This is a genomic window from Actinomadura physcomitrii (assembly GCF_008923205.2).
Classification (GTDB): Bacteria; Actinomycetota; Actinomycetes; order Streptosporangiales; family Streptosporangiaceae; genus Spirillospora; species Spirillospora physcomitrii.
The window spans coordinates 204,204-229,588 of record NZ_WBMS02000013.1; the positions used below are offsets into that span (position 1 = coordinate 204,204).

The following is a 25,385-nucleotide window of genomic DNA, read 5'->3' on the forward strand; positions in this document are numbered from 1 at the left end:
CTGATCCGCGGGATTCCCGACCCGAAACAGGTCTGCGGATGTGACTTTTCTCCGCCACACGCTCGGCGCTGCGGGTGCCGGGGACCGGCACGATGACGTCGCTTTGGGCCAGCAGCCACGCGAGGGCGAGCCAGGCGACGGCGGCGTCCTTGGATGCGGCCAGGTCGGCCAGTTGCTGGACGGCAGCCAGGTTCTTTCGAAGTCGCCGGACTGCCAGCAGCACCGTCACCGGGTGGACGGCATGCGCCTTTCGGATCGTCTGCCGGCCAGCGGAAGCGCCTTCGCAATGGCGCAAGCGCTGACACAGGCCGACCAGCTACCGCAAGCCGGTTGCCGACCTGCAGGGTACTGGGAGCAGGGAGCGCCCACGGGGACCAAGCACTCGCCGGGCAGAACTTTATCCCCTTGTGTCTCATCTGAGCCTGACACAGAGGGGTTCGGGCGACTACAGCCTGCTGGACCAGCAGGCCGCCCTGCGGTGGGTGCAACAGAACATCGGCCAGTTCGGTGGTGACCCGCATAAGGTGACACTGTTCGGTGAGTCCGCCGGCGCCACCTACACCTGCATGAACGTGGCCTCGCCGTCCGCGGCCGGCCTGTTCGGCTCAGCGATCGCGGAGAGCGGTTGCGGCATCCCCGGACCTTCGATCACGCAGGCCAAGGAGTCGGGAGCCAAGGTCGCCAGGAAGCTCGGCTGTACCCAGGGCGATGCCGTCTCGGTGGCCTGCCTACGCTCCAAGTCCACCCAGGAGATCAGCGACGCGGCCGACAGCGCCCTCGGCGGAGGTGTCGGCATCAACAATGCCTCGATCCCTGCCGTCGGCGGCGGCGTGCTCCCCCATCAGCTCAACGCTGCCCTGCAGAGCGGCAGCTACAACCGCGTTCCGATGATCATCGGAACCAATCTCAACGAGGGGCAACTGCTCGCCGGACTCCTCGGAGCACGCTACGGGTTGAGTGAGGCTCTCAGGTCGGTCTTACGGACCTTGCCTGCCGCCGTGCGCGGCAAGGTGTCGACAAGGATCAGGCGCTCTGGAGTCTTCTGCCGGGCCGCTCCTGCGGCCGCGAAGTGATCACGGACGGTGTCCATGTCGAGGTAGGCGCCAGGGTGCAGGACCGCGAACGCGCAAACACGTTCGCCGTACCGCTCGTCGGGCTCGGCGATCGCGACGGCCTCGGCGACGGAGGGGTGCGCCGCAAGCAGGTCCTCGACCTCCTTCGACGAGATCTTCTCTCCACCTCGGACGATGATGTCCTTCAACCGGTCGGTGACCGTCAGATAGCCGTCGTCGTCCATCCGTCCGACATCCCCTGTGCGGAGCCAACCGTCCTGCGTGAACGCCGCCGCGTTCAGAGCATCGTCGCGGTAGCCGGGAAACAGCTCGGGGCCGCGGGAGAGGATCTCGCCGTCCTGACCGAGAGGCAGTTCCCGACCTTGGGCGTCCACGATGCGGACCTCGTTGCACGGCATCGGGCGTCCATCGGTGCGCGCGCGTTTGGCGAGCGGGTCGTCCGGGGTGCCGGAGCTGATCGTGGGGTGCTCGCTGGATCCGTAGGAACGGTAGGCCGCGACGCCTGCGCGTTGAGCGCGTTCGACCAGCACGGGCGGGACACTGGCTGCACCAACGAGGTAGTCGCGCAAGGTACCGGTGCCGCGTCCGGTGCGCTCTGCGGCGTCGAGCAGCGCCGCCAAGTGGAAAGGGACACCTGCTGAAGATGTGACTCCGTGGCGATGGATGAGATCCAGCGCGACTTCAGCGTTCCAGCGCTCCATGAAGACGGTCGAGAGTCCATGAATCAACGCTCGCAGGACAACGTTCAGCCCGGCGACATGGCCGGGAGGAAATGCATCCAGGTAGACGACGCCGTCCGCGTTGCGGCGGACACCGGGGAGCGTGGCCATCTCCGCGATGAGCGTCCGGTGCGTGTGCTGGACGCCCTTCGGCTCGGCGGTGGTGCCGGACGTGTAGACCAACACGGCCACCTCGTCCGGCGGCGCGGGAGCACGGGCCGGCAGAGACTCGGAGGCCTCGAGTTCCGTCCAGGCGGTGGCGCCGCGCGGCACCGGAACGTCGGCGCCGTCACGGATCGCGATGACCGCGCGGAGATCAGGCAGATCGTCCCGGACGGCCAGTACCTCCGCTGCCATCCCCGGAAAGGCGATCAGCGCGGCAGCACCGGACTGACGCAGGACGAAGGAGACCTCCCGGAGCTTGTAGATCGGCACGATGGGCAGCGCGACCGCACCGCACAGCAGCACGGCGGCATGGACGATCGCGTTCTCGACCCGGTTCGTCAGCTGGAAGGCGACGACGTCTCCCGGCCGGACACCGAGGCCGGCGAGCCCGGCGGCGACCCGGTCGGCCCGTTCGAGAACCTCCGGCGACGTTGTCTCGGTCGTCCCTGATTCACGGTGGAAGACCAGATCAGCGGGCCGCCGAGCAACGCCTTCCCGCAAGGCGGCCGCCAGCTCGTCAGGGGCGCTCGCCTGCACCTCGGTCGCGTTCTCGATCGTCACTCCGCATCGCCCTTCCGGTCGTCAACGGGCACCGTTCGCCGGGAGGAGATCGTGTCGCCCCAGGACGCGAGGCGATTCCAGAGCTCCTGCCTGCGCCCCGCAAAGTTGTGGCAGTGGGCCGATCCCTCGATGACCACCAGTGTCACGTCAATGGAGGCGCGATAGCAGGCGGGCTCCGCGTGCGCGTCGGGCGTGACGTCGACCTGCCCGAACCCGAGGAAGACCGGCACGTCGACCGCTTCGGCGTACCGGCGGACGTAGCCCGGCGTCGTGACCTCGGAGGCGGCTCGGACGGGCACCCGCGATTCCGCCGCGTCATCGGCGCGGATGACCTCCTCAGGCACGTCGGCGCCGTGGAACAGCGGCCGCAACGGCTCTCGTGGCACGATCGTCGAGATCGCGTCCAGGGCCGTTCCCGTGCTCGCGCGGAAGATGGCCTCGCTCTCCTCGACACGTTCCTCAAGGACGTCGGACGTGACCTCCTCATCGTGAACGTGGTGATGTCAACGCCGTAGCCGAGGAGCGCGACGGCGTCGTACGCTCCGGCCCGCGCTTGGACCATCGTGGTGAGGCAGGCCCCCATCGAGTGCCCTGCGCCGATCAGCGGGAGGTGCGGCAGGGGCCGCAGGCCGGGGACGAGCATTCCGTCGTCCAGGCGCGCTCTGACCTGGGCGGCGACGGCCGCATCACCGCTGGCCAGGAGTTGCAGGTCCACCCCTCCGGACGCGGTCGGGTCGGCGCTGCCGCCGACACCGAGATGGTCAAGGGCGATGACGACGTATCCCCGACGAGCGAGGCGCCGAGCGAAGCTGTAACCCTCGTGACCGGGTACCTCCAGATGCCAATATTTCTTGTCATAGGTGCCGCCGGCCAGGCACAGGATCGCGCCCTTCACCTCGGCGGCGTCCTCCGGCGCGAAGATCCAGGCCGTCTGGCTCAGCGGCTCTCCTGTCCCGATCTCCTCGGTGACATCGAAGGAGTGATCCAACGGTCGCACGATGGCCTCCCCACGCGGATACGTCCAGACACAAAGTTATCTATGCTAACTTAGTAGCTCCGCTTTCGGCGATCGTGCTTCACCCCGCACCTTCACGCCTCTCCGAACACGCCTCTCCGAAGCCGGACAGCCGGAGTTCCATGAGGCCGTGCACGTTGGACCAGTACGCCCTCGGCGTCGCACCGTGCGCCAAGCGGTACACGGGAACGGCCTCATGCCAGCCGCGGAGCGCGATGTTCATCTCGATCCGGGCGAGATGCGAGCCGAGGCAGCGATGCGGACCCCCGCCGAACGCCAGGTGCGGAGTGGTACGCCCCCTCCGCAGATCCACGTGGTCTGCGCCGGCGACCAGCGCGTCGTCGCGGTTCCCGGCGACCAGCGGAAAGAGGACGAGTTCACCGGCCCTGAGCCGGTGGCAGTCGATCTCCATGTCGTGGACGACCTTCCTACCGATCTCGGGCACCGCGTAGAAGCGCAGCATCTCCTCGACGATCTCGTCCATGGAACCGCCCGCCGCCGCGACCGCTGCGACGTGCTCGCGGTCCGCATCATGGGTCGCGAGGTGGTACATGGCGAAGGCCAGACTCATCGCAACCGTGTCGAGGCCGGCGAGGAACAGCAGGAGGCAGCAGTTGACCAGGACGTCGTCCGAGATCGGGACGCCGTCCAGCTCCCACGCCGTCGTCTGGGAGAGCAGCTCATCACCGTGCTCCCCGCCGTCGCGCGTGCGTGCGATCGCCGCCTGGAAGTACCCGACCACGGACAGGATCCCCGCGGCCTGACGGTCGGCGTCGAACGTGCCGTCCGCAGAGGGAGCGAGCGCGAGCTTCTCCCATTCCAGGAATCTCGGGAGCTCGTCGACCGGTAGGCCCATCATCTCGAGGAAGACCACGGTCGGGAACTGGAGCGCGAACTCCGAGACGTAGTCACATTCCCCCTTCTGCTTGATTTCCGCCACGAGTTCCCTGGTCCGCTGCTCGAGTCTCGGCCGGAGCAACGCCATCTGGCGCGGGGAGAAGTACCGCGCCAGCAGCCGGCGCCACCGTGTGTGCTCCGGCGGATCGAGCTGGATGGGGATCATCTTGAACGGCGGATCCTGGTTCAGCGGGGTGATGACATCGCTGGAGAAGGCGGACGGGTTCTGCAGGCATTCACGTGTCAGGTCGTGGCCGAGCACCATCCAGTAGGCGCGCTCGGGCTCCTCGACCTTGACGATCGTGTGCTCTCCTCGGAGATCGTCGAACCGGCGACCGGCATCCTCGACCGGCCCCGCTCCGACCATCCGGTGCTCGGTGAGCGACATGTCCGTCCGATCTCTCAGCGCACCGAGAATCCGGCGTCGAGCGCCCACTGGGTGCCGGTGATGAAGGCCGCCTCGTCGCTCACGAGGTAGGCCACCGCGTTGGCGATGTCCTCTGGCTGGAGGATCTGGATGGGCAACAGGTTCTGCATGGCCGCGATGTTGGTGTTCGGGTCGGCGGCCATCTTCATCATCGCTTCGTTCGTGGTCATGCCCGAGACCACGCCGGTCGGGTGGATGGTGTTGACCCGGATCGAGTGCTCCGCGTACTGCTGCGCGAGGACCTGCATGTATCCGACCAGGCCGCGCTTGGCCGCAGTGTAGGCCTGCGCCGAGGGCAGGTCGCTGCCGGTGCCCTTGAGTCCCGCACTCGAGCTGACCAGGACGATCGATCCCCCGTTGCCTCCCTCGATGAGCTTGTCGATCGAGGCCTGCACGGTGTTGAAGGCGCCGGTGAGAATGACGTCGAGCGTGTCCTGCCATTCCTGGGCGACGTTCTCGGGCGCGCCGTAGCGGATCATCCCGGCGTTGGCGATGACGATGTCGATGCGACCGAGCCGCGCGTAGCCGTCCTCGAAGACCTGCTTCACCGCCGCCAGGTCGCGGACGTCGGCCTCGCCCGTGACCATCGTCCGGCCCTCCTTCGCGACCAGGGCGGCGGTCTCCTCCAGTTCCTCCCGGGTGGCGCAGGAGTAGTCGAAGCTGGCGATGTCCTTGCAGATGTCGAGCCCGATGATGTCGACGCCCTCTCGGGCGAGGCGCACGGCGTGCGCGCGTCCCTGGCCGCGGGCGGCTCCGGTGATGAAGGCGACGCGCCCCTCGAGGCTTCCGGTCATGGCGGTTCTCCCTTACTACAAGGTCCCGGTCAGATGGCGACGCCGACGCTGCGGATGCGGAGGAACTCCTCGATGCCCTGCCGGCCGCCCTCCTTGCCCGCCCCCGACAGACCGAAGCCGCCGAACGGCCGGCCCACCTGAAGGTTCATGGCACCGTTGATGAGGGTCTCGCCGGCCTCGAGTTCGGCGGCCACGCGGACCGCGCGCTTGAGGTCGTTGGTCTGCACGTACGAGGAGAGGGCGTAGCGCGTACCGTTGGCGAGCGCGATCGCCTGCTCCTCGGTCGAGAACTTGAAGATCGCGAGCACCGGGCCGAAGACCTCGGTCTGCGCGAGTTCCGATTCCGGGTCGACGTCGGCGAACACCGTCGGCTGGACGAAGTAGCCGTCACGGTCGATCCGGGCGCCGCCGGTCACCAGGGTCGCGCCCTCCCCCTTGGCGCGCTCGACCATGCCGATGATCCGTTCCGCCGCGGCCTCGTTGACGACCGGGCCAGACATGACGCCCGGGTCGAACGGGTCGCCGATCGGGATGTTCTGGGCGATGAGTTTCACCTGCTCGACGACCTGGTCGTAGACGTCCTCGTGGACGATCATCCGAGTGGCGAAGGCGCATCCCTGGCCCGAGAGGGCGATCAGCGAGAACGTCGTGCCCAGCTGACACGCGGCCTCGATGTCGGCGTCCTCGAAGACGATGTTGGCCGACTTGCCGCCCAACTCCAGCACCGCAGGCTTCATGTCGGGCGCACAGGTCTCAAGGATCTTGGTGGCCGTGGCCGGACCGCCCGTGAAGCTGACCTTCTTCACCAGTGGATGGGCCACCAACCGGGCGCCGGCCTCCGCCGTGCCGGGAAGGACGTTGATGACGCCCGGCGGGAAGCCCGCCTGCTCGACGAGGTCCATGAACAGCTCGCCGCTGAACGGCGTCAGCTCGGACGGCTTGACGACCACCGTGTTCCCGGCCCCGACCGCGGGCGGGATCTTCATGGCGAGCGAGATCAGCGGCCCGTTCCACGTGATGATGATCCCCACAACGCCGTACGGCTGGGCGAGGGTGTAACCGAGCTCGCCGTCCTGAACGGGGTTGCCCGTGACGTCTCCCTGGATCTTGTCCGCCCATCCGGCGTAGTAGCGGGTCCACTCGGCGGAGGTCGCGGGGAACGCCGAACCGACCGTGACGGGCGTTCCGTTGTCGAGCGCGCCGAGCCTTGCGAACTCCGCGCTGTTCGCCTCGATCAGGTCGGCCAGCTTCTTCAGCAGCTCGCGGCGCTGCGCGGGCGACATGCGCTTCCAGACCTGGAACGCCTCGTGCGCCTTGGAGACGGCGAGGTCGATCTCCTCCTTGCCGGCCAGGGGGATCCGGGCGTCCACCTGTTCGGTGACCGGGCTGATGTGGTCGTAGGTCCCGCCGGACCCGGCGTGGAGCTTCTCACCGTTGATCCGGAGATGGACCTTCGGCGGCGTGCGGTCGGCGTCGGACATCGCGTCACTCCCTGAGACCACTGAGTTAACTAAGTTATCCAATCATCTGCACCTCATGGCGCTTGTCAAGAGTTACGGACGAGATCGTCGGAAAATAGCGCCCACGGCGTGACAGGCAGAGGCGGGCATGGTGTGATGGCCGCGATGACCGGCATTCGTGATGAGCAGACCGCCGGGACGGACCGCAGGCGTCCTGGCCGGCCGCGCGACCCGGTGGCCGAGCAGCGCATCCTCGATGCGGCGATCGACGAGTTCCTCGAGCGCGGTCCGGCGCGCTTCACGATCGACGGTGTCGCCCGCCGCGCGGGGGTCGGGAAGTCGACCGTCTACCTGCGCTGGCCCGATCGCGACGCGCTATTGGTGGAGAGCGTGCGGGCGCGTTCCCGGAGCATCGAGGACGTCGACACCGGTTCGCTCCGCGGCGATCTGATCCGCCTGACGACGAACCTCCTGCGCTTCCTGCGAGACCCGCTCGGCTACGCGACGTTCCGGATCACGGTCGACGCGGTCGCGAACCCTGCCTACGAGCACATCGCCAGAGAACTCGCCCAGAAGCACCGTCATGCCGCGCGACGAGTGTTCGACCGCGCGCGCACCCGCGGCGACACCATCGACGAGGCCGCCGTGGACCCGGTCGTCGAGTGCCTCTACGGTGCAGTGACGATGCAGGTTCTCAACCACGGCCTCGACATGGCGTCCGCGAGCGAAGTAGACCTCGAGGCGCACTGCACATCGACGGTCGACCTCGTCTTGCGCCTGTTGGAGCCTTAGCCTGCGGTGCCCCGGCCCGACGCGCCGGCCCTTTCTCCTATTAGTGGTTGCCGTAGTCGGGGGCGCGCTTCTGCACGTAGGCGGCCATGGCCTCGGTCTGGTCGGCGGTCATCATCGTCAGGACCTGCTGCCGGTTCTCCAACTCGACGGCCGCGTCGAACGACGGGATCTCCAGCGACAGCCACATCGCCTGCTTGGTCAGCGACAGCGACAGCGGCGGCATCGACAGCAGGTCGTCGACCGCCTTTTCCACGCGCGCCGTCAGCTCTTCAGGCGCGACGGCGTCGGCCAGCATGCCGATCCGCAGCGCCTCCTCGGCGCCGAACCGGCGCGCGGTCATCATCAGCTCGTGCGCCCGCCCCGCGCCGACCAGCCGCGGCAGCATCCAGGACGTCCCGATGTCGCACGCCGAGAACCCCACCCGCATGAACGACACCGCGAACACCGCCGACGTCGAGGCGATCCGCAGGTCCGACGCCAAAACCAGCGCCAGCCCGCCACCCGCCGCCGCGCCGTTCACCTCCGCGACCACCGGCTGCGGCATCCGCCGGATCCGCTGCACCAGCCCCGCGATATGCCGCTGCAACGCCAAGCCCTGCTGCACCGCGCCCGCGCCGTCCACGCCCTCCGGCTCGCCATAGCCGCCCAGGTCCAGGCCCGCGCAGAAACCGCGGCCCGCACCGGTCAGCACCACCACCCGGCACGCCGGGTCCGCGGCCGCCTCCGCCAGCGCCCCGTGCAGCCCCTCGACCATCCCGGCGGTCATCGCGTTCAGCCGCTCGGGCCGGTTCATCTCGACACGGGTGACGCCCGGCCGCGGCCGGGACACGACGATCTCGCTCAACGCTCCTCCTGGGAGATCTGCTCGCGGTTTCGGCTCTGCACCTGGGCGCGGCGCCCTTCGATCCCGTCGAAATCCGCGCGATAGGCACGGGCGATGGCCACCTCTGCCGCGAGGTCCTCCGCCAGCCCGCCGCCCCCGGTGTACATCCGTTTGAGGTCCCGCATGGCGTCAGCCGGAACCTCGGCGGCCGACGACGCCAGCGCCATCGCTCGCGCCAGCAGCTCGCTGTGCGGCACGACCTCGCTCACCAACCCGATCCGCTCGGCGCGCGCCGCGTCCACCACCTCACCCGTCATCGACATCCGCCGCGCGTTGGCGGCACCGACGACCCGGGGCAGCCGGGCTGTCAGGCCGCCGCCCGGCAGCACGCCGACACGGACGTGCGTATCAGCGAACACGGCGCACTCGGAAGCGACGAGGAAGTCGCAGCCGAGCGCGATCTCCAGCCCCCCGGTGAAGGCCGCACCGTTCACCGCTCCGACCACCGGCTTGCTCATCTCACCGATCCGCACGATGCAGTTGGCGTCCTGGAACCGCCGGAAGAAGGCGGCCCCCTCGGCCCCGGCTTCCTTGAGGTCGAGCCCTGCGCAGAACGCCGGATCAGCGCCGGTGACCACCACGCCCTTCACCGCGTCGTCGCTGTCCGCCTCCTCCAGGGCCCGATAGAGGGCGGTGTTCAGCTCGCTGCTCAACGCGTTGCGGGCACCAGGCCGATTGAGTGTGAGGAGTCGCACGGCGCCGACGTCTGATGCGAGAAGGACAGGGCCATCGCTCATGTTCTCTCCCGTAGTTGGCAATGATCAGTATAATGAATAAGCATGGCTCGTCCATCCCGGCCCCTCACTCGAGAAGTGCCTCGGCTTTGGCGAGCAACCCGGGAAGCGCCGGCACCATCCGGGCGATCGCCGGAGCGAGCTCTCCTGCACGCCGTCCGCGCTTGATCAGCAGTGCCGTCGCTCCTGCTTCCTTGTAACAGGTGAGTGCCTCGAACCAGGTGAGGTCTGGCATCCGCCGGCCACCTGCCGCGATGTAGGCGGCGAGGAGTTCCCCGCCGCGCGGCATGCCGCTCGGCTCATGGGACGGCGCCGCCGGGTGCTTGGCCTCGTCGGTGAAGAAGGTGAACCACGCGAGATCCACGCGCGGGTCGCCGACCGACCAGATCTCCCAGTCGATCACCGCTTCGACCCGGCCACGGCGGCACAGCGTGTTCCCGAGCCGGTAGTCGCCGTGGTTGATGACGGGATCGAGAGAATCGGGGATCGTCGCGTGGAGTGCGCGGGCACACCGTTCGTACTCGTGTTGCAGATCGGGCGGAACCGTCGCGAAGGCGCGCGTCCAACGGTCGATCTCGTCCGCGAGCGTCGTGACCGGTTCGGCGGCCAGCCCCGCCTCCGCCGGAGGGACCGAGTGAACCGCGGCGAGCACCGCTGCGGCGTCGAGCGCGCTGGACCGCACATCGGCGAAGCCGGCCGGGTCCCGTGCTTCTTCCAGCACCGGCTCGGCGCACTCCCCTGGTACAAGCCCCATGGCAACGAAAGGGGACGTGGCCGGTGGATCACCCGCGTCTTCGAACAGCACCGGAGGGACTCGGACACCGGGTCGTCCATGCAAGGCTCGCATGACCCGCGCCTGCCGCAGCACATCGCGGTTGCGCACAGGCGGAAGCCCCGGCGGTGCGACCTTGAGGACCACTCGCTCCTCCTGCCGGCCCTCCGATCGGAGACGTGCCACGAAAGTGAGACTGGACGCGCCGCCGGTTAACGGTGCGACGTCGGTGACCTCGGCACCAGGCGCCCACGTCTGCACCGCCTTGGTCGCGCGTTCTCGTAGTGACAGCTCCAGTTCGTCCGTCATCAGTAAAGACCCCCGTCGACGCGCAGCAGCGCTCCCGTGGTGAAGCTCGACGCGGGGCTGGCCAGGTAGAGGGCACTGGTCACGATCTCTTCCGGCCGGCCGGGACGGCCCGCCGCGCTGTGGGCGCGCTCGCGGGCCTCCGCCGGCCAGGCCTTGGAGATGTCCGTGAGGAAGGGGCCCGCCGAGATCGTGTTCACCCGGACCGACGGCCCGTACTCCAGAGCGAGCACCTGGGTGAGTGCGTTCAGGGCCGCCTTGGCGCCGGCATAGGGACCGAAGCGTGGTCGCGGCATCAGCGCACCCGAGGAGGAGACGTTGATGATCGAGCCGCCATCGCCGTCGGCCATGCGCCGGCCGACCAGGGCTCCGAGCCGGAACGGGCCTTTGAAGTTGACGGCCAGGACCTTGTCGAACAAGTCCTCGCTGGTCTCCGCCGACGAGGGCGCCAGCGGGGACATGCCCGCGTTGTTGACCAGGATGTCGACGCGTCCGAACGCAGCATAGGCCGCCTCGACCAAGGAGTCGATCTCGTCCCACCTGCCGACATGGCAGGCATGCGGCAGCGCGCGGCGTCCGAGTGACTCGATCTCGGTGGCCACCGCCCGGCAGGCGTCCGCTTTCCTGCTGGTGACGACGACGTCGGCGCCGGCACCGGCGAACGCCAGGGCCATCTCTCGGCCGAGTCCGCGGCTGCCCCCCGTGATCAGCGCGATCTTCCCCCCGAGGTCGAAGAGATCACTCATCGCACATGCTCCTTCGCGCCGTGCTCCTCCAGGATCGAGGCGTAGCGCTCGCGCGCCTCTGCGAGCCTGGGCGGGATGTGCTCCGTCGGGAACAGACCCTCCGCGGGCTGGTACCGCCGCAGCAGCTGCTTGGCGATCGTGGTCCGGTGCACCTCGGTCGGGCCGTCGGCGAGCGCGAGGGCCGGGACGCTCATCCACATGCCCGCCAGCGGCGTTTCGTGCGTGGTCCCAAGCGAGCCGTGGAGATGGAGCGCCCGCTGGACGATGTCGTGGTAGACCTTCGCCATCGCGACCTTGCACATCGCTATCTGTGTCCGTGCGGCGCCGTGCGGCTGGGTGTCGATGGTCCAGGCTGTGTTGAGGACGAGCAGCCGGTACTGCTGCAACTCGATCCACGAATCGGCGATGAACGCCTGAACGGCCTGCTTATCGGCGAGACGCTCACCCTGCGTCCGCCGGGACAGCGCCCGCTCGCACATCATGTCGAACGCGCGCCGGCACTGGCCGACCGTCCGCATCGCGTGGTGCACGCGGCCGCCGCCCAGCCGTGCCTGAGCGACGCGGAACCCCTCCCCCGGACCACCGAGCAGCGCGTCGTCCGGCACGCGGACCCGGTCGTAGCGGATGTACGCGTGGATGCCCTCGTCGAGGTCGTCGCGCTCGGCCATCGTCGCGACGTTGCGCTCGATCTCGATGCCGGGGGTGTCCGCGGGCACGACGAACATCGACATCCGCTCGTGCGGCGGCGCGTCCGGGTCGGTGACGGCCATGACGATGAGGAACTCGGCGTAGCGGGCGTTCGAGGTGAACCACTTCTCTCCGTCGATGACCCAGCCGTCGCCGTCCCGGTACGCCCGGCAGGTGAACTCCTTGGGGTCCGCGCCCGCCTGCGGCTCGGTCATCGAGAACGCCGACACGATCTCCCCGTCGAGCAGCGGGCGCAGGTAGCGGGCCTTCTGCTCGTCGGTGCCGAACATGGCCAGGATCTCCGCGTTCCCCGTGTCGGGCGCGGCGGTGCCGAAGACGGTCGGCGCCCAGTAGGACCGTCCGAGGATCTCGTTCATCAGCGCCAGCTTGAGCTGCCCGTACCCTTGGCCGCCCAGTTCGGGGCCGAGGTGGCAGGCCCACAGCCCCTGCTCCTTGACCTGTGCCTGCAAGGGACGCAGGATCGCGCGCGCGGCCGCGTCGCCGACGTCGTAGGGGGCACCGCCGCTCGGGAACAGCAGATCGAGCGGCTCGACCTCCTCGCGGACGAAGGCCTCCATCCAGTCCAACTTGGCCTGGAAATCGGGATCAGTACTGAAGTCCCACACGGGACCTCCTCGAGGTCATCGGGGGTGGTCGTCGGCCTCCAGCCGCCGGCGCAGCCGCCTGAGGGTCTCGGCGGCCGCGGTCAGTTCGGCCGGGCTCATGTCTTCGGTGACGCGCGAGGCCCAGTCGCGGCCGCGCGCATTGCTGCGGTCGTAGGCGCGCCTCCCCGCGGCGGTCGGGACGAGCCGCCGTGCGCGCTTGTGATCGGGGTTGTCCACGGCCTCGATCAGCCCGCGCTCCACGAGCGCGTCGGCCAGCCGCTGCACGGCTTGCCGCGAATGGCCGAGGCTGCGGCCTATCTGGGGAACGGTCGGGGCCCGGTCCGCCCGGACGACGGTGGTGAGCACGAGCAACTGGGCGCCGGTCAGCCCGTCCTCCGTGCCGAGGTTCGCGGTCGCCGTGAGCAGCCTGCCGTGGCAGCGGAGCACTTCGTCGGCGAGTTCGGCGAGCGGGTGGTCGTCGTCCGGGAACATGACAACAGATTGTCGTTATGGCTATCTCTTGTCAATATTCCGATCGGTCCGAGCTGGCGGCCGACGCCGGCGGCGGCTTCCGTTCCGGCCCGTGAGGCGCTATAGATCTAATGAATATAGATTCTTCAGATCTGGAGGGCCGATGGGCTTCACGACCGTGACCTACGAGGTCGCCGAGCACGTCGCGACGGTCACGTTGAACCGGCCGGAGGCGATGAACAGCTTCAACCAGGCCATGTGCGACGAGTTCACCGAGCTCTGGAAGATGGTCCGGGAGGACGACGACGTGCACGTCGTGGTCCTGCGCGCGGCGGGAGACCGGGCCTTTTGCACCGGCGTCGACGTCAAGCAGGGCATCCACCGGCCGGAGAACGTCTGGACGCAGGAGGACCCGGGCGCCCAGCTGTCGCCGAAGCTCAACTACGTCTGGAAGCCCGTGGTGTGCTGCGTGCACGGGATGGCGGCGGGCGGCGCGTTCTACTGGATCAACGAGTCCGACATCGTGATCTGCTCGGACGACGCCACGTTCTTCGATCCGCACGTCAGCTACGGGCTGACGGCGGCGCTGGAGCCGATCGGGCTGGCCCGGCGCATTCCGATGGGCGAGGTCATGCGCATCGCGCTGCTCGGATTGGACGAGCGCATGTCCGCGAAGCGGGCGCTGGAGATCGGCCTCGTGAGTGAGGTGCTGCCGCGCGAGGAGCTGTGGGACCGGGGCGCCGAGCTCGCGCGGCTCATCGCCGCCAAGCCCCCGGCGGCCGTACAGGGGACCGTCCGGGCCGTGTGGGAGTCGCTGGACTCCACGCGCACGCAGGCGCTGCGGACCGGGCTGTCCTACACCCAGATCGGCAACCCGATCGGGCAGGCGGAGGTCGAGCGGTCGGCCGTGCCGACCCGCGAGTGGGCGCTGCGCTGATGCGGCGCGGACCCGAGCTGCGTCCGAAGAAGATGGCGGATCTGGTCGCCGATCGGATCCGCAAGCAGATCGTGCGCGGCGAACTGCGGGACGGCGACTGGCTGCCGACCGAGCCGGAGCTGATCGAGCGGTTCGGGGTGTCACGGCCGACGCTGCGCGAGGCGTTCCGGCTGCTGGAGGCGGACTCGCTGGTGCGGGTCCGGCGCGGGCCGCCCGGCGGGGCGCGGGTCAGCGTACCCGGACCCGAGGCGGCGGCGCCGATCTTCAGTCTGCTTCTAGCGTTGCAGGAGACGACGGTCGAGGACGTCTACGCGGCGCGGATGGTGATCGAGCCGCCCGCGGCCCGGCTGCTGGCCGAGGAGGGGTCCGATGCCGGCCACGACGCTCTGGCCGCGGAGCTGGAGAAGGTCGAGGCCGCGGTCGGCGGGCCGTTCGGGGCCGCCACCGTCCGGTTCCATAAGCGGATCGTGGAGCTGTCGGGCAACCGCACGCTGTCGACCATGGTGACGCTGCTCGGCGAGATCATGTCGCGGCAGATCGCCGCCGCCTATGACGAGACGCCGCGTCAGGGCGCGGCGCTACAGGAGGGCAACCGGCTGGCGCTGCGCTCCTATAAGCGCCTCGTCGAACTGGTCCGGCGCCGGGACGGCGCCGGAGCCGAGCGGCACTGGGCGGCGCACATGCGCCGGGCGCAGGAGCACCTGTTCGAGGACCCGGGGGCCGGTCGCCGGCAGATCATCGACATACTAGACTAACCTAGTTAACTCAGTAATAGGTTCCAGGGAATCGTGCACCTCGCTCGCGTGCACGCCCCCGGCGGACGGAGGAGAACATGGAGATCAGCGGCAAGAAGGCCATCGTGGTCGGCGGAGCGTCCGGCATGGGGCGGGCCTCGGCCGAGCTCCTCTCGCGACGCGGCGCGAAGGTCGCGATCCTGGACCGTCCCGGATCGGAGGGCGAGAAGGTCGCCGCGCAGCTCGGCGCGCCGTTCCACCCCGTCAACATCACCGACTTCGAAGCCGCCGAGACGGCGATCGCCGCCGCGGTCGACGGCCTGGGCGGTGTGCACGTGAGCGTCACCACGGCGGGCGGCGGGATCGCGAAGCGGACGCTGGGCAAGGAGGGGCCGCACGACCTGGAGAGCTTCCGGGGCGTCATCGACCTGAACCTGATCGCCACCTTCAACATCTCCCGGCTCATGGCCGCGCACATGAGCGGCAACGAGCCGGAGGACGACGAGCGCGGCGTGATCGTCAACACGGCGTCCATCGCCGCGTTCGAGGGGCAGATCGGCCAGGTCGCCTACACCGCCGCGAAGGCCGGGATCGCCGGGATGTGCCTGACCATGGCCCGTGACCTGGGCTCGCTCGGCATCCGCGTCCTCGCGATCGCGCCGAGCCTCTTCGCGACCGGCGCGACCGCCAAGATCCCCGACGACTTCGCCAAGACGCTGACGAAGGACGCCGCGTTCCCCAAGCGGATGGGCCGCCCGGGGGAGTACGCCAAGCTCGTGCTCTCGATCGTCGACAACCAGATGCTGAACGGGCAGTGCCTCCGGCTGGACGCCGGCCAGCGCTTCGCTCCGCGCTGACGCCGGGCGGCCGACCGGCGCTCCGCGCCGTCCTCCTGATCGACTAAACTGAGGATACTCAAACCGATCTGCGAGGAGCACCGAGGTCCATGCCGACGCCTGCTGCGGGCCTTTCGCCGGTGGGCGAAGCCGGGACCGCGTCCGATCGGGAACGGGGATCCGGGGCGCGCGGCGGGACGCTCGGCGCGCAGGTCGCCCGCCGGATCGAGGACGAGATCATCGCCGCGGGCTGGCCGGTCGGCCGCAATCTCGGCTCCGAGCAGGACCTGCAGGACCGGTACGGCGTGAGCCGGGCCGTCCTGCGCGAGGCCCTGCGCCTGGTCGAGCACCACCAGGTGGCGCGGATGCGCCGCGGCCCCGGCGGCGGCCTGTTCGTGACGGCGCCCGACGCGGCTCCCGCCACCCGGGCGATGGTCATCTACCTCGACTACGTCGGCACCAGTGTCGACGACCTGATAGGGGCGCGGCTGCTGCTGGAGCCGCGCGCCGCGGAGCTGGCGGCCGAACGCCTCACCGAGGACGGCGTCCGGCGGCTGCGCGGCCTCCTGGAGGAGGAGTCGCGCCGGCGCGAGGAGCCGGGCATCTGGTCCCAGGACGTGCTGCACCTGGCCCTCGGCGAGTTGTCGGGCAATGCGGCGCTCTGCTCGTTCATCGAGATCCTGACCCGGCTGACGACCCGCTACGCGCACACCGCGACGCACACCCCGAAGGCCGAGGCGGTGCGCAGCAAGGAGTCCGCCGGGCGCCACCACACGGCGATCGTCGAGGCCGTCATCGCCGGTGACACCGGACGGGCCCGGGCGCTGGTCGTCGAGCACCTCACCGCGACGGCCGACTGGCTGAGGACGCACCGGAGCGGCGAGCCGGACGGCCCGATCGCGCCGCAGCTGATCGAGGCACCGGACGGCAAGCTCGGCGAGGTCGTGGCCTCCCGGATCCATCATCAGATCGCCGCCGACGGCTGGCCGATCGGGGAGGCGCTCGGCTCGGAGGCGGAGCTGCTCGCCCGTTACGGCGTCAGCCGCGCGGTGCTCCGCGAAGCCGTTCGCCTGCTCGAGTACCACGGCGTCGCGCGGATGCGCCGGGGGCCCGGCGGCGGGCTGCTGGTCACCGCGCCGGACCCGCGCGCCAGCATCGAGACGATGGCGCTGTATCTCGACTACCAGCGCGCCGGGGTGGCGAACCTCCTGTCGGTCCGCGAGGCGATCGAACTCGGGACGCTCAGCCCGGTCATCGCCCGCCGGGACGAGCCGGGCGTCTCCGCCCGTCTGCGGGACGCCGTGCGGGTGCTCTGGCCGAGCGACGGCCGCGGTGCGCCGCAGGACCCCTTCCATCGGGAACTGGCGCTGCTGGCGGGCAACCCCGTCCTGGTGCTGTTCCTGCGCGTCCTCACCGAGTTGTGGACGCGGCACACGAGCGCCCAGACGCCGTCCTTGCCGGGCGCCGAGGCGGCGGAGGACGTCGAGCAAGTCCACCGGGGAATCCTGGAGGCGATCCTCGCGGGCGACGAGAGCCTCGCCCGGCACCGGATGCGCCGCCACCTCGCCATCCTCAACGAATGGTGGCACTGAGCTCGCCCGCGCTCGTCCGGTCCGCGCCGTCCTTCCGGCGCGTTCCGGCCTGGATAGGCTGGTGGTCCCGGACCCCGGCCGTCACCGAGAGCCGTCCGGGCGCGGAACGCAGGAGGGGACGGTGCCGGTGCCGAGTCAGGCCGCGGAGAGGGTGCGCATCTTCGACGCCGCGTACCGCTGCCTGGCGGAGGCGGAAGGCGCGCCGGTGTCCATCACCGAGATCCTCACCGCCGCGGGGCTGTCGACGCGCGCCTTCTACCGGCATTTCGAATCCAAGGACGCCCTGTTCCTGGCGATGTTCCGCCGTGACGGCATCCGGGTGATGACGGAGCTGCGCTCGCTCGCCTCCGCCGCCGGCGGCCCGGCCGAAGCCCTCGGAGCCCTGATCGAAGGGATGCTGGGCATCACCGCCGACGACCGGCGCCGCAAGCGCGTGCTGGCGCTCAGTTCGGGTGAGGCCACCCGGGCGCGCGGCTACGCCGAGGAGCGCGCCCGGGCCCTCGCCGAGCAGCAGGAGCTCATCGTCGAGATCCTGCGGGCCGGGCAGGCGGACGGTTCGTTCCCCTGGACCGACCCGGAGCCCGACGCGCGCTCCATCCGCGCCGTCCTGGGACAGGCCTTCGAGGACCAGATGACCGGGGCGGCGCGGGACGGCGCGTCCACGGTGGCGGCGCAGATCACCGGTTTCGCGCTGCGCGCGCTCGGCGCCGGCCGTCCCGCGAGCTGACCCCCGCCCCGTGCGGAGCGGGCGCCTCTCGCCCTCTCGGTCTATTCAGTGCAATCTTTTGTTTCCGACGTGTTGCCCGGCTCACAGTCCCCTACGTATCGTACCGAGTTAAAGAATATAGATTCTTGAGCTCTTCACGGAGGTGGCACGGTGGGCGAAGGTCCTGCGGCGAACACGGTGGCCGGGCGCGAGCGGCCGGAGGACGGCCCGCTCGCCGGGATCACGGTCATCGACCTGTCGACCACGATCCCCGGCGCGCAGGCGACGCAGTTCCTCGCCGACGCGGGCGCGGACGTCGTCCAGGTCGAGCCGCCGGGCGGCAGCCCGCTGCGCGACCGGACCGCCTGGCCGGCCCTGGCCCGCGGGAAGCGCAGCGTCCGTCTGGACCTGCGCGACGACGCCGACCGGGCGGTGCTGGACGGCCTGATCGCCACCGCGGACGTGCTCGTCACGACCTTCCGGCCGCGGGCGGCCGCCCGGCTGCGGCTCGCCCCCGCCGACCTCGCCGCCCTCAATCCGCGGCTGGTCAGCGCGGCCATCACCGGGTTCGGCGCGTCCGGCCCCTGGGCCCACCTCAAGGGCTACGAGGGGATGGTGATGGCCAAGCTCGGCATGTTCCAGACGAAGAGCCGGATGGTCACACGGCCCGGACCGGCGTTCGTGTCCGTTCCCTACGCGGGGTGGGGCGCGTCGCAGACGGCCGTCCACGGCATTCTCACCGCGCTCTTCGAGCGCGCGTCGAGCGGGCTCGGCCAGCATGTCGAGGCGGACATGGTCCGCGGCGTCACCGCCCTCGACACCTGGACGTGGTTCACCGAGATGGTGGGGCTGCGCTGGCCCGACGCCTACCAGAACGTCGAGGCGTTCACCGAGGACGGCGAGCCGCAGGCGCCGCTGGTCTACCCGCTGCTGATCGCGCCGACCAAGGATGGCCACTGGCTGCAGTTCGCGCAGACGGCCCCGAGGCTGTTCGCCGCGATGCTCAAGGAGTTCGGCCTGACCGAGATGCTGGCGGACCCGAAGTGGAAGGGGCTTCCGGTCCTGGAGACCCAGGAGCTGCGCACCGGGCTCTGGGAGATCATGATCGGGAAGGTGCGGGAGCGGACGCTCGCCGAGTGGCAGCGGGTCTTCGACACCAATCCCGACCTCATGGCCGAGGTGTTCCGGGCGGGTCCGGACGTCCTGAACCACCCGCAGCTGCACCACGACCACCGGGTCGCCGAGGCCGACGACCCGGAGTTCGGCCGGGTCGTCCAGCCGTCCACCCTGGTGCACGAGAACGAGATGCCGCTCAGGGCTCCCCGTTCCGCGCCCCGCCTGGACGAGCACGGCGACGAACTGCGGCGGGCCGCGGCCTCCCCCGCTCCGGCGGCGGCTCCCCCGGCCGCGCCCGCGGCGCTCCCCCTGGCGGGCGTCACGATCCTGGAGCTCGGCACGATGTTCGCCGGGCCGTACGGTGCGACGGTCCTCACCGACTTCGGCGCCCGCGTGATCAAGATCGAGGCCAAGGAGGGCGACGGCATCCGCAACATCGGGCCGTTCCCCGAGTCGGGCGGCGCGAAGGTGCTCCAGGGCAAGGAGAGCGTCGCGGTGGACCTCACGACCGAGGAGGGGCTGCGCATCGTCCGCGAACTCGCCGCCGAGGCCGACGTGGTCCTGCAGAGCTTCCGGGCGGGCGCCGCCCAGCGTGCGGGGGTGGACGCCGACACGCTGCGCGAGATCAACCCGGACCTGATCTACGTCAGCGCGCCCGGTTACGGAACCGGAGGCCCGTCCGGCGGACGGCCCGCATACGCGCCCTCCATCGGCGCTGCCTTCGGCCTGGCGCTCACGGACGCGCCGGACGCCGCGCACGGGACCGAGTCACTGAAGGAGATCAAGGCCGGGGCCATGCGGCTGGCGAGCGCGACGGCGGTGCCGACCATGCAGGCCGACGGGATCGCCGCGCTCGGCGTCGCGTCCACGATCCTGCTCGGCGTGCTGGCGCGGCGGCTCGGCCGGCCGATGGGCCCCCTGACCGCCACGATGGTCGGCAGCGCGACGCACGCGATCCTGGAGCAGGTCGTCGACTACCCGGGCCGCCGCCCGGCGCCGGTGCCGGATCCGGATGGGCACGGGTTCAGTGCGCTGTACCGGATGTACAAGGCCTCCGATGGGTGGGTGTTCCTCGCCGCCCCCGAGCCTCGGGAATGGGAGCCCCTGGCCGCGGCACTCGCCGGGGAGGCCGACCTCGGAGGCGAAGGTTTCGCGACGCCGGAGGCCCGGCGCGCGAACGACGGGGCGCTGGCGGAGAAGCTGGCCGGGGTTTTCGCGCGGCGGCCCGCCGCCGAGTGGGAGGACCTGCTCACCAAGGCCGACGTGGGATGCGTGCGGGTGACCGAGCGGCTGCCGGAACTGGTCCTGCAGACCGACGAGGCGCTCGCGGCGGAGTACTGCGTCACGGCGACGAACGCGATCTTCGATGAGCATCTGCGAATGGGGCCGCTCGTACGGTTCTCGCGCTCCGCGACCAAGGCGGAGGGCGGATGCTCGGTCGGCGAGCACACCGATGCCGTGCTGAGCGAGCTCGGTTACGACGCGACCGCCATCGCCGCGCTGCGCGAGCGCGGTGTCATCGGCTGACATCGTTCGATCGCCGATTGACAAAGCGGATACGGATGGGCTAGTACTGAAAAAGTCGTTTTCACTCAGATGTGGACACAACCGGCCACCTCCCGACGGCCGGGCCTCTTGGAGCAGCGATGACCCTCATCCCGCCGGCGCGCACTCTGCATCCGCGTCACGGGCTGCACGAGCCCACCTGCGGTACGCCCGCGCGGCGTTCCGGCTCGGTGCGCCGCACCAGCACCGTCGACATGGTCCGGCCGGACGGCCTGCAGGGCCCGCTGGTCCTGGTGGGCAGGGGACGCGACCTGCTGACGCGCGCGGCGGGCGGGTCCCGCACCCTGTCCCAGGCGAGCATGCGCGCCGTCGTGGACTTCGTCGGCGGACGCTTCGTGCGCGAGTTGAGCACCGATCCCGTCCGCCCGCTGGACGCACTGATCGGCGCCCGCGCGAGCTCGGGGTTCCGGGGCCGGCTGGACGAGGCCGATCCGCGCCTCGCCGCCGACCACGACCTGCTCTACCTGCTGCTGGACGAGGTCCCGGTCACCACGCTGATCTCGGGGCAGGCGGTCAGCGCCGGGACCTCCGAGCAGGCGATGAAGGCGGAGATGGCGCGGCAGAGCACGATGCCGGGAAGGCCGGGACGCCCGGGCTTCGTCGCCGACCTCTGCGCCGGATTCGCCACCGGCGGGACGATCATGAACGGGATCGAGGCGACCGGGCTGCCGCCGACCGTCACCGGTCCGGCGGCGCCCCCGCTCGACACCGGGGACGACCCGGACGCCTGGCACGCCACGGACCCCCTGCCGCCCGAGGCGATGCGCCGCGCCCGCCGGATCGACGTCGTCCCCGGCGAACACGCCACCGTGGACGCGTTCTTCCGCGACTCCTACGTCCTGCTGGACGGGCTCGAGACCGTCATCCACGAGTACACCCTGACGGCCGACATCGAGGGCGGGACCGTCACACGGTGCGAAGCCCGCGCCCGCGTCCTGCCGTGGATGGAGTGCCCGGCCGCCGTGGCGAGCGCCTCCCGGCTGGCCGGCGTCCCGCTCGCCGGACTGCGCGGGCACGTCCGCGACCGCTTCACCGGCACCAGCACCTGCACGCACCTCAACGACATGCTGCGCGCCCTGGAGGACGTACCTGCCCTCCTGGACCGCGCAGCGACCTGGAACGACGACAACGAACGGAGGACCCGATGAGCGACGCGCAGAAGATCTGGGCGAACTCGGGCGACTCGCATTTCCTCGAGCCCGACGACCTGTGGCGGGAGTCCCTGCCCCCGAGGCTCGCCGAGCTGGTGCCGCGCACGGAGAAGGACCCCGACGGGCAGTGGGAGACCGTCCACATCGACGGGATGTCGTTCCGCCGCAAGCTGCCGACCGGAAAGGCCCTCGAGTTCCTCGAGGCGACGCATCGCGCGCCGGGGGCGGCCGACGTCACCAAGCGCCTGCCGGACCTCGACCAGGAGGGCATCTGGTCTGAGCTGGTGTTCCCCTCGCTCGGCATGTGGAGCAGCTCCTTCCGGACGCCGGAGGTGCTGCGCGAGGCGCTGCGGGTGTCCAACGACTGGTCCTACGACACGATCGACAGGTACTCGCCGCGGCTGATCAGCACTGCCCAGGTGTCCACGCTCGACATCGACGACGCGATTACCGAGCTGAAGCGGTGCGCGGAGATGGGCTTCCGGGCGGTCTTCATGCCGGTGAGCCCGCACCCGTTGCAGAAGGACTACAACCAGGACGTCTGGGAGCCCTTCTGGGCCACCGCCGAGGAAGCCAGGATCGTGCTGGCGTTCCACATCGGGACCGACCCCATCGACCTGTCCAGCGGCGGCATGGCCGGCCAGGTGTACCGGGGGCCGGGCGGCGCCGTCCTCAACTACACCGAGACGACGTTCGGCGGGCAGCGCGCCGTGGTGAAGATGGTCGCCTCCGGCGCCCTGGACCGGCACCCGAACCTGAAGGTGCTGATCTCCGAGGGCGGCGCGACCTGGGTGCCGTTCATCGCCGACCGGATCGAGGAGGGCTACCGCCAGCACGCGATGGCGGTGCGCCCCAAGCTGAAGCGCTCACCGCGGGAGATCATCTACTCGCAGGTGTACGCCTCCTTCCAGCACGACGCCACGGCGGTCGCCGCCGCCCAGTCGATGGGCTACAACAACGTCATGTGGGGCAGCGACTACCCACACATGGAGGGCACCTACGGCCACACGCAGGAGACCCTCCACGGCCTCTTCGACAACGTGTCCCCGGCGCTGAAGCACCGGATCACCGTCGGCGCCTTCACCGAGCTGTTCCCGGGCGTTCCGCCGCTGCCGACGGCCGACGCGGTGGCGGTGTAGTCCGGTGAGCGGCAACGTCATGCACGACTCGCCCACCGAGTTCCTCCACGACGTGGCGAGTGAGGACGGACGGTGCGTCGCCCAGTCCGTCATCCCCGTGGGCGACGGCAGCTACCGCTGCGCGTGCTCATGCGGCCGGTGGGACATCATCGCCCCCGGCCGGGCCGAAGGGCTGCGGCTGGCCCGCGTCCACACCGACACCGAAGTGTGACGGGCGGCCATCCGGCATGGTGAGCAGCGAAACGGCCCCCGAGACCGCAATGGTCCCGGGGGCCGTTTCGTCCTCCCGCCGGCCTTCAGGCCGTCTGCCGGTCGGCCGCCGTGAGACCGGCGACCACATCCCGCTTGACGATCTTCCCGGTGGGGGTCCGGGGCAGCTCGGTCCAGAGTGCGATCCGGTCCGGAGTACGCGACCCGCGCAGCCTCTCGCGCGCGTACGCGCGCAAGGTCTCGCCGTCCAGATCGGCGCCCGGGAGCGGCACGACGACCGCCTCGACGCGCTGGCCCCATTCCTCGTCGGGGACGCCGACCACGGCGGCGTCCGCGACCCCTGGATGACGCAGCAGCACGTCCTCGATCTCGGCCGGTGCGATGTTCTCCGCGCCGCGGATGATCGTGTCGTCGATCCTGCCCTCCACGAACAGGTAGCCGTCCTCGTCCAGCCGGCCCCAGTCGCGGGTGTCGAAGAATCCGCGCTCGTCGACGGCGGGCCCGGATCCGGCGTACTCCCCCGACACCTGCTCGCCGCGCACGTAAATCCGTCCGCCCTCGCCCGCCGGGACGGGACGGCCCGCCTCGTCGCGGATCTCCACCTCGACCGACGGGACGGGCCGTCCGGCCGATGCGAGCCTCGCCCGGACCAGCGGCTCGTCCGACGTGATCGCGGCTCGGTGGTCCTCGGGCCCCAGGATCGCGATCGTGGAACTGGTCTCCGTCAACCCGTAGGCGTTGACGAAGTCGATGTGCGGCCACTCCTTCAGGGCCCGCTCGATGACACGCGGGGTCATCTTCGCCCCGCCGTAGGCGAGCGCGCGGAGGCTGGGAACGGAGCGGTCCACGCCGTCGGCGTCCACGATGCGGGCGAGCATGGTGGGGACCACCATCGCGTTGGTCACCGACTCGGCGCGCACCAGGTCGAGCCAGCCCTCGGGGCTGAAGTTCCGGAGGGTCAGGAACCGGCGTCCTGCGTACAGGTTGGTGAGCACGTTGGACACGGCCGCGATGTGGTACGGCGGGACGCTCATCAGCGATGCCTCATCGTCGCCGGCCGCTGCGAACTCGACTGTTCCGAGCACGTACGACACCAGATTGCGATGGTGCAGCAGGACGCCCTTGGGCGCGGACGTGGTCCCGCTCGTGTAGATGATGACGGCGGGCGCCTCGGGTGCGTCATGGGCGTCGTCCTGGTCGCCGACGCCCTTCTCAGCGGCCTGGGCGGCCTCGAGGATGAAGTCCTCCGGCGTCCGAGCGGAGAGTCCTGCGCGGGTCAGCGCCTCGCTCTGCGTCTCGTCGGCGATGCCGTACGCGTTCGGGTGGTTGGCGAGCAGGGCCGCCAGTTGCTCGGCGCCGAGCCGGTAGTTCACCGGGACGAGCGGAACGCCCGCTCGCGCCGCGGTGAACATCGCCAGCGGAAACGCGGGGCCGTTCACCGCGAGGTAGACGACGGCCTCGGCCCCGGCGGCGCGCACCTGTGCGGCGGCCGCCGCCGAGAGGTCTCGCAGCCGCGCGGCGGTGAGTCCGTCCTTTCGCGAGCCGATCACCGTTCGATCGCCGAATCCGTCCGCCGCCATGTCCAGCAGCATCGTCAAGTTCATCGCATGCTCCACTCGCCGATCGGGGACTGGTCCGCCGGCGCGGTCCCGGCCCCGAGCTCAGAATCGGTAACGGGCTCAGTCGGAGGCGGGCAGCGGCTTGGCGCCCTGGAGCACCAGCGGCGTCCCGTTGGCGGCCACCGTCCCCTCACCGGGCTTGGTGCAGAGCAGTTCGATGCCGAGCGCCTCCGCGGCGTAGCGCTTGCCGAGCTGGGTCCCCTCGCGCGCATCCTCAGCGGGGACGCCGGACGGGGCGGGCGCCTGCTTGGCATCGACCATCTCGGCGCCGCCGCAGGTCAGGGCCACTTCTTCGGCGGGGGCCCGGACGACGATCAACCTTGTCCCGTCCACGGTGCTGGCGACCTGCTGACCTGGGCGAAGCTTCATGGGTTTCCTCCACAGACGTACGCGCCCCCGCCCCGCCCTGACACGTCCGGGCAGGGCGGGGCGAGTACGGGGGTGGGCTCTCACTATAGGGCGGCCACTTCGAAAAGTGGAGAGATGAGTATCTTGTTTTTGCTGATCTCTCGCGCACGTGACCCCGAACGACCGTGGATTGAGCCATGAACGGTATAACGAATAGAGGCAACCGCCCCGTGCAGAGCACCGGCCGGTACACGGCACAGTGGAGGCATATGTGAGCCGCAACGCAACGCAGGTCGCGATCGTCGGAGTCGGCGCGACGCCGTA

General features: G+C 70.2%; 23 protein-coding genes and 3 pseudogenes. 11 read left to right on the forward strand and 15 right to left on the reverse strand.

The window, feature by feature from the left end:
* Positions 1 to 61 precede the first annotated feature (61 nt).
* A pseudogene (locus F8568_RS51060) lies at positions 62 to 229 on the reverse strand (aldo/keto reductase); the annotation flags it as partial.
* Positions 230 to 407: 178 nt separating this feature from the next.
* On the opposite strand from F8568_RS51060, the pseudogene F8568_RS48300 reads away from it, so the two are divergent.
* A pseudogene (locus tag F8568_RS48300) lies at positions 408 to 935 on the forward strand (carboxylesterase family protein); the annotation flags it as partial.
* Positions 936 to 946: 11 nt separating this feature from the next.
* On the opposite strand, the gene F8568_RS18755 reads toward F8568_RS48300, so the two are convergent.
* The 6 genes and pseudogenes from F8568_RS18755 to F8568_RS18775 all read right to left on the reverse strand — a co-directional run bounded on the left by F8568_RS18755 (position 947) and on the right by F8568_RS18775 (position 7,132).
* The gene (locus F8568_RS18755) at positions 947 to 2,518 is read right to left on the reverse strand and encodes a class I adenylate-forming enzyme family protein (protein ID WP_151594833.1); all 1,572 of its coding nucleotides are present in this window, start codon (positions 2,516 to 2,518) and stop codon (positions 947 to 949) included.
* Positions 2,515 to 2,889 (reverse strand): alpha/beta fold hydrolase, encoded by a 375-nt coding sequence (locus F8568_RS48305; RefSeq protein ID WP_236008885.1) that lies wholly within the window; start codon positions 2,887 to 2,889, stop codon positions 2,515 to 2,517. The genes F8568_RS18755 and F8568_RS48305 overlap by 4 nt, the downstream gene beginning before the upstream one ends.
* A 35-nt stretch (positions 2,890 to 2,924) precedes the next feature.
* Positions 2,925 to 3,515 (reverse strand): annotated as a pseudogene (locus F8568_RS51065) (alpha/beta hydrolase); the annotation flags it as partial.
* 79 nt (positions 3,516 to 3,594) lie between these two features.
* Positions 3,595 to 4,818, reverse strand: coding sequence for a cytochrome P450 (locus F8568_RS18765; protein WP_151594834.1), 1,224 nt, complete (start codon positions 4,816 to 4,818; stop codon positions 3,595 to 3,597).
* 14 nt (positions 4,819 to 4,832) lie between these two features.
* On the reverse strand, positions 4,833 to 5,651 hold the full coding sequence (locus F8568_RS18770; RefSeq protein WP_151594835.1) for a mycofactocin-coupled SDR family oxidoreductase: 819 nt from the start codon (positions 5,649 to 5,651) through the stop codon (positions 4,833 to 4,835).
* Between the two features lie 29 nt (positions 5,652 to 5,680).
* A complete protein-coding gene (locus F8568_RS18775; RefSeq protein WP_151594836.1) occupies positions 5,681 to 7,132 on the reverse strand; it encodes an aldehyde dehydrogenase family protein in 1,452 nt (483 codons plus the stop codon).
* A gap of 135 nt (positions 7,133 to 7,267) precedes the next feature.
* Between F8568_RS18775 and F8568_RS18780 the strand changes: the two genes are divergently transcribed.
* Positions 7,268 to 7,903 (forward strand): TetR/AcrR family transcriptional regulator, encoded by a 636-nt coding sequence (locus F8568_RS18780; RefSeq protein ID WP_202125120.1) that lies wholly within the window; start codon positions 7,268 to 7,270, stop codon positions 7,901 to 7,903.
* Between the two features lie 40 nt (positions 7,904 to 7,943).
* Here the strand turns inward: F8568_RS18780 and F8568_RS18785 are convergent, their stop codons facing one another.
* The 6 genes from F8568_RS18785 to F8568_RS18810 form a co-directional block, all read right to left on the reverse strand.
* Positions 7,944 to 8,747 carry an enoyl-CoA hydratase/isomerase family protein gene (locus F8568_RS18785; protein WP_151594837.1) on the reverse strand — a complete coding sequence of 268 codons (804 nt, stop codon included), beginning with the start codon at positions 8,745 to 8,747 and terminating at the stop codon, positions 7,944 to 7,946.
* On the reverse strand, positions 8,744 to 9,523 hold the full coding sequence (locus F8568_RS18790; RefSeq protein WP_151594838.1) for an enoyl-CoA hydratase: 780 nt from the start codon (positions 9,521 to 9,523) through the stop codon (positions 8,744 to 8,746). Before F8568_RS18790 ends, F8568_RS18785 begins: the two co-directional genes overlap by 4 nt.
* 64 nt (positions 9,524 to 9,587) lie before the next feature.
* Positions 9,588 to 10,601: a phosphotransferase family protein gene (locus F8568_RS18795; RefSeq protein ID WP_151594839.1), complete on the reverse strand. Its 1,014-nt coding sequence runs from the start codon at positions 10,599 to 10,601 to the stop codon at positions 9,588 to 9,590.
* Positions 10,601 to 11,344: an SDR family NAD(P)-dependent oxidoreductase gene (locus F8568_RS18800; protein WP_151594840.1), complete on the reverse strand. Its 744-nt coding sequence runs from the start codon at positions 11,342 to 11,344 to the stop codon at positions 10,601 to 10,603. The genes F8568_RS18795 and F8568_RS18800 overlap by 1 nt, the downstream gene beginning before the upstream one ends.
* Positions 11,341 to 12,657: an acyl-CoA dehydrogenase family protein gene (locus F8568_RS18805; protein ID WP_151594841.1), complete on the reverse strand. Its 1,317-nt coding sequence runs from the start codon at positions 12,655 to 12,657 to the stop codon at positions 11,341 to 11,343. The genes F8568_RS18800 and F8568_RS18805 overlap by 4 nt, the downstream gene beginning before the upstream one ends.
* 15 nt (positions 12,658 to 12,672) lie before the next feature.
* Positions 12,673 to 13,128 (reverse strand): MarR family winged helix-turn-helix transcriptional regulator, encoded by a 456-nt coding sequence (locus tag F8568_RS18810; RefSeq protein WP_151594842.1) that lies wholly within the window; start codon positions 13,126 to 13,128, stop codon positions 12,673 to 12,675.
* Positions 13,129 to 13,270: 142 nt separating this feature from the next.
* Here F8568_RS18810 and F8568_RS18815 point away from each other — a divergent pair, with 142 nt between their 5' ends.
* The 9 genes from F8568_RS18815 to F8568_RS18855 all read left to right on the forward strand — a co-directional run bounded on the left by F8568_RS18815 (position 13,271) and on the right by F8568_RS18855 (position 23,095).
* Positions 13,271 to 14,044, forward strand: a complete 774-nt coding sequence (locus F8568_RS18815; RefSeq protein ID WP_151594843.1) for an enoyl-CoA hydratase/isomerase family protein — start codon at positions 13,271 to 13,273, stop codon at positions 14,042 to 14,044.
* Positions 14,044 to 14,799, forward strand: a complete 756-nt coding sequence (locus F8568_RS49640; protein WP_151594844.1) for a FadR/GntR family transcriptional regulator — start codon at positions 14,044 to 14,046, stop codon at positions 14,797 to 14,799. Before F8568_RS18815 ends, F8568_RS49640 begins: the two co-directional genes overlap by 1 nt.
* A gap of 77 nt (positions 14,800 to 14,876) precedes the next feature.
* On the forward strand, positions 14,877 to 15,635 hold the full coding sequence (locus F8568_RS18825) for an SDR family NAD(P)-dependent oxidoreductase (protein ID WP_151594845.1): 759 nt from the start codon (positions 14,877 to 14,879) through the stop codon (positions 15,633 to 15,635).
* An 89-nt stretch (positions 15,636 to 15,724) separates the two neighbouring features.
* Positions 15,725 to 17,206, forward strand: a complete 1,482-nt coding sequence (locus F8568_RS18830) for a FadR/GntR family transcriptional regulator (protein WP_151594846.1) — start codon at positions 15,725 to 15,727, stop codon at positions 17,204 to 17,206.
* 121 nt (positions 17,207 to 17,327) lie between these two features.
* Complete coding sequence (locus F8568_RS18835; protein WP_151594847.1) at positions 17,328 to 17,933, forward strand: TetR/AcrR family transcriptional regulator; 606 nt, start codon at positions 17,328 to 17,330, stop codon at positions 17,931 to 17,933.
* A 150-nt stretch (positions 17,934 to 18,083) separates the two neighbouring features.
* Positions 18,084 to 20,555, forward strand: a complete 2,472-nt coding sequence (locus tag F8568_RS50460) for a CaiB/BaiF CoA-transferase family protein (RefSeq protein ID WP_202125121.1) — start codon at positions 18,084 to 18,086, stop codon at positions 20,553 to 20,555.
* Positions 20,556 to 20,674: 119 nt separating this feature from the next.
* Positions 20,675 to 21,742, forward strand: a complete 1,068-nt coding sequence (locus tag F8568_RS18845; protein WP_151594848.1) for a DUF2889 domain-containing protein — start codon at positions 20,675 to 20,677, stop codon at positions 21,740 to 21,742.
* Positions 21,739 to 22,884, forward strand: coding sequence for an amidohydrolase family protein (locus tag F8568_RS18850; protein WP_151594849.1), 1,146 nt, complete (start codon positions 21,739 to 21,741; stop codon positions 22,882 to 22,884). The genes F8568_RS18845 and F8568_RS18850 overlap by 4 nt, the downstream gene beginning before the upstream one ends.
* Before the next feature lie 4 nt (positions 22,885 to 22,888).
* Positions 22,889 to 23,095: a hypothetical protein gene (locus F8568_RS18855; RefSeq protein ID WP_202125122.1), complete on the forward strand. Its 207-nt coding sequence runs from the start codon at positions 22,889 to 22,891 to the stop codon at positions 23,093 to 23,095.
* An 85-nt stretch (positions 23,096 to 23,180) separates the two neighbouring features.
* Here F8568_RS18855 and F8568_RS18860 read toward each other — a convergent pair whose 3' ends face one another.
* Both F8568_RS18860 and F8568_RS18865 read right to left on the reverse strand, forming a co-directional pair.
* Entirely contained in the window at positions 23,181 to 24,698 is a 1,518-nt protein-coding gene (locus F8568_RS18860; protein ID WP_151594850.1) for a class I adenylate-forming enzyme family protein, read from the reverse strand.
* Between the two features lie 75 nt (positions 24,699 to 24,773).
* Positions 24,774 to 25,082 (reverse strand): hypothetical protein, encoded by a 309-nt coding sequence (locus F8568_RS18865; protein ID WP_151594851.1) that lies wholly within the window; start codon positions 25,080 to 25,082, stop codon positions 24,774 to 24,776.
* Positions 25,083 to 25,385: the final 303 nt, after the last annotated feature.

Coding starts and splice junctions, on each gene's coding strand:
- F8568_RS18765 (WP_151594834.1), bottom strand. CDS start 4,818: ATGTCGCTCACCGAGCACCGGATGGTCGGAGCGGGGCCGGTCGAGGAT.
- F8568_RS18770 (WP_151594835.1), bottom strand. CDS start 5,651: ATGACCGGAAGCCTCGAGGGGCGCGTCGCCTTCATCACCGGAGCCGCC.
- F8568_RS18775 (WP_151594836.1), bottom strand. CDS start 7,132: ATGTCCGACGCCGACCGCACGCCGCCGAAGGTCCATCTCCGGATCAAC.
- F8568_RS18780 (WP_202125120.1), top strand. CDS start 7,268: ATGGCCGCGATGACCGGCATTCGTGATGAGCAGACCGCCGGGACGGAC.
- F8568_RS18790 (WP_151594838.1), bottom strand. CDS start 9,523: ATGAGCGATGGCCCTGTCCTTCTCGCATCAGACGTCGGCGCCGTGCGA.
- F8568_RS18795 (WP_151594839.1), bottom strand. CDS start 10,601: ATGACGGACGAACTGGAGCTGTCACTACGAGAACGCGCGACCAAGGCG.
- F8568_RS18800 (WP_151594840.1), bottom strand. CDS start 11,344: ATGAGTGATCTCTTCGACCTCGGGGGGAAGATCGCGCTGATCACGGGG.
- F8568_RS18810 (WP_151594842.1), bottom strand. CDS start 13,128: ATGTTCCCGGACGACGACCACCCGCTCGCCGAACTCGCCGACGAAGTG.
- F8568_RS18815 (WP_151594843.1), top strand. CDS start 13,271: ATGGGCTTCACGACCGTGACCTACGAGGTCGCCGAGCACGTCGCGACG.
- F8568_RS49640 (WP_151594844.1), top strand. CDS start 14,044: ATGCGGCGCGGACCCGAGCTGCGTCCGAAGAAGATGGCGGATCTGGTC.
- F8568_RS18825 (WP_151594845.1), top strand. CDS start 14,877: ATGGAGATCAGCGGCAAGAAGGCCATCGTGGTCGGCGGAGCGTCCGGC.
- F8568_RS18830 (WP_151594846.1), top strand. CDS start 15,725: ATGCCGACGCCTGCTGCGGGCCTTTCGCCGGTGGGCGAAGCCGGGACC.
- F8568_RS18845 (WP_151594848.1), top strand. CDS start 20,675: ATGACCCTCATCCCGCCGGCGCGCACTCTGCATCCGCGTCACGGGCTG.
- F8568_RS18850 (WP_151594849.1), top strand. CDS start 21,739: ATGAGCGACGCGCAGAAGATCTGGGCGAACTCGGGCGACTCGCATTTC.
- F8568_RS18860 (WP_151594850.1), bottom strand. CDS start 24,698: ATGAACTTGACGATGCTGCTGGACATGGCGGCGGACGGATTCGGCGAT.
- F8568_RS18865 (WP_151594851.1), bottom strand. CDS start 25,082: ATGAAGCTTCGCCCAGGTCAGCAGGTCGCCAGCACCGTGGACGGGACA.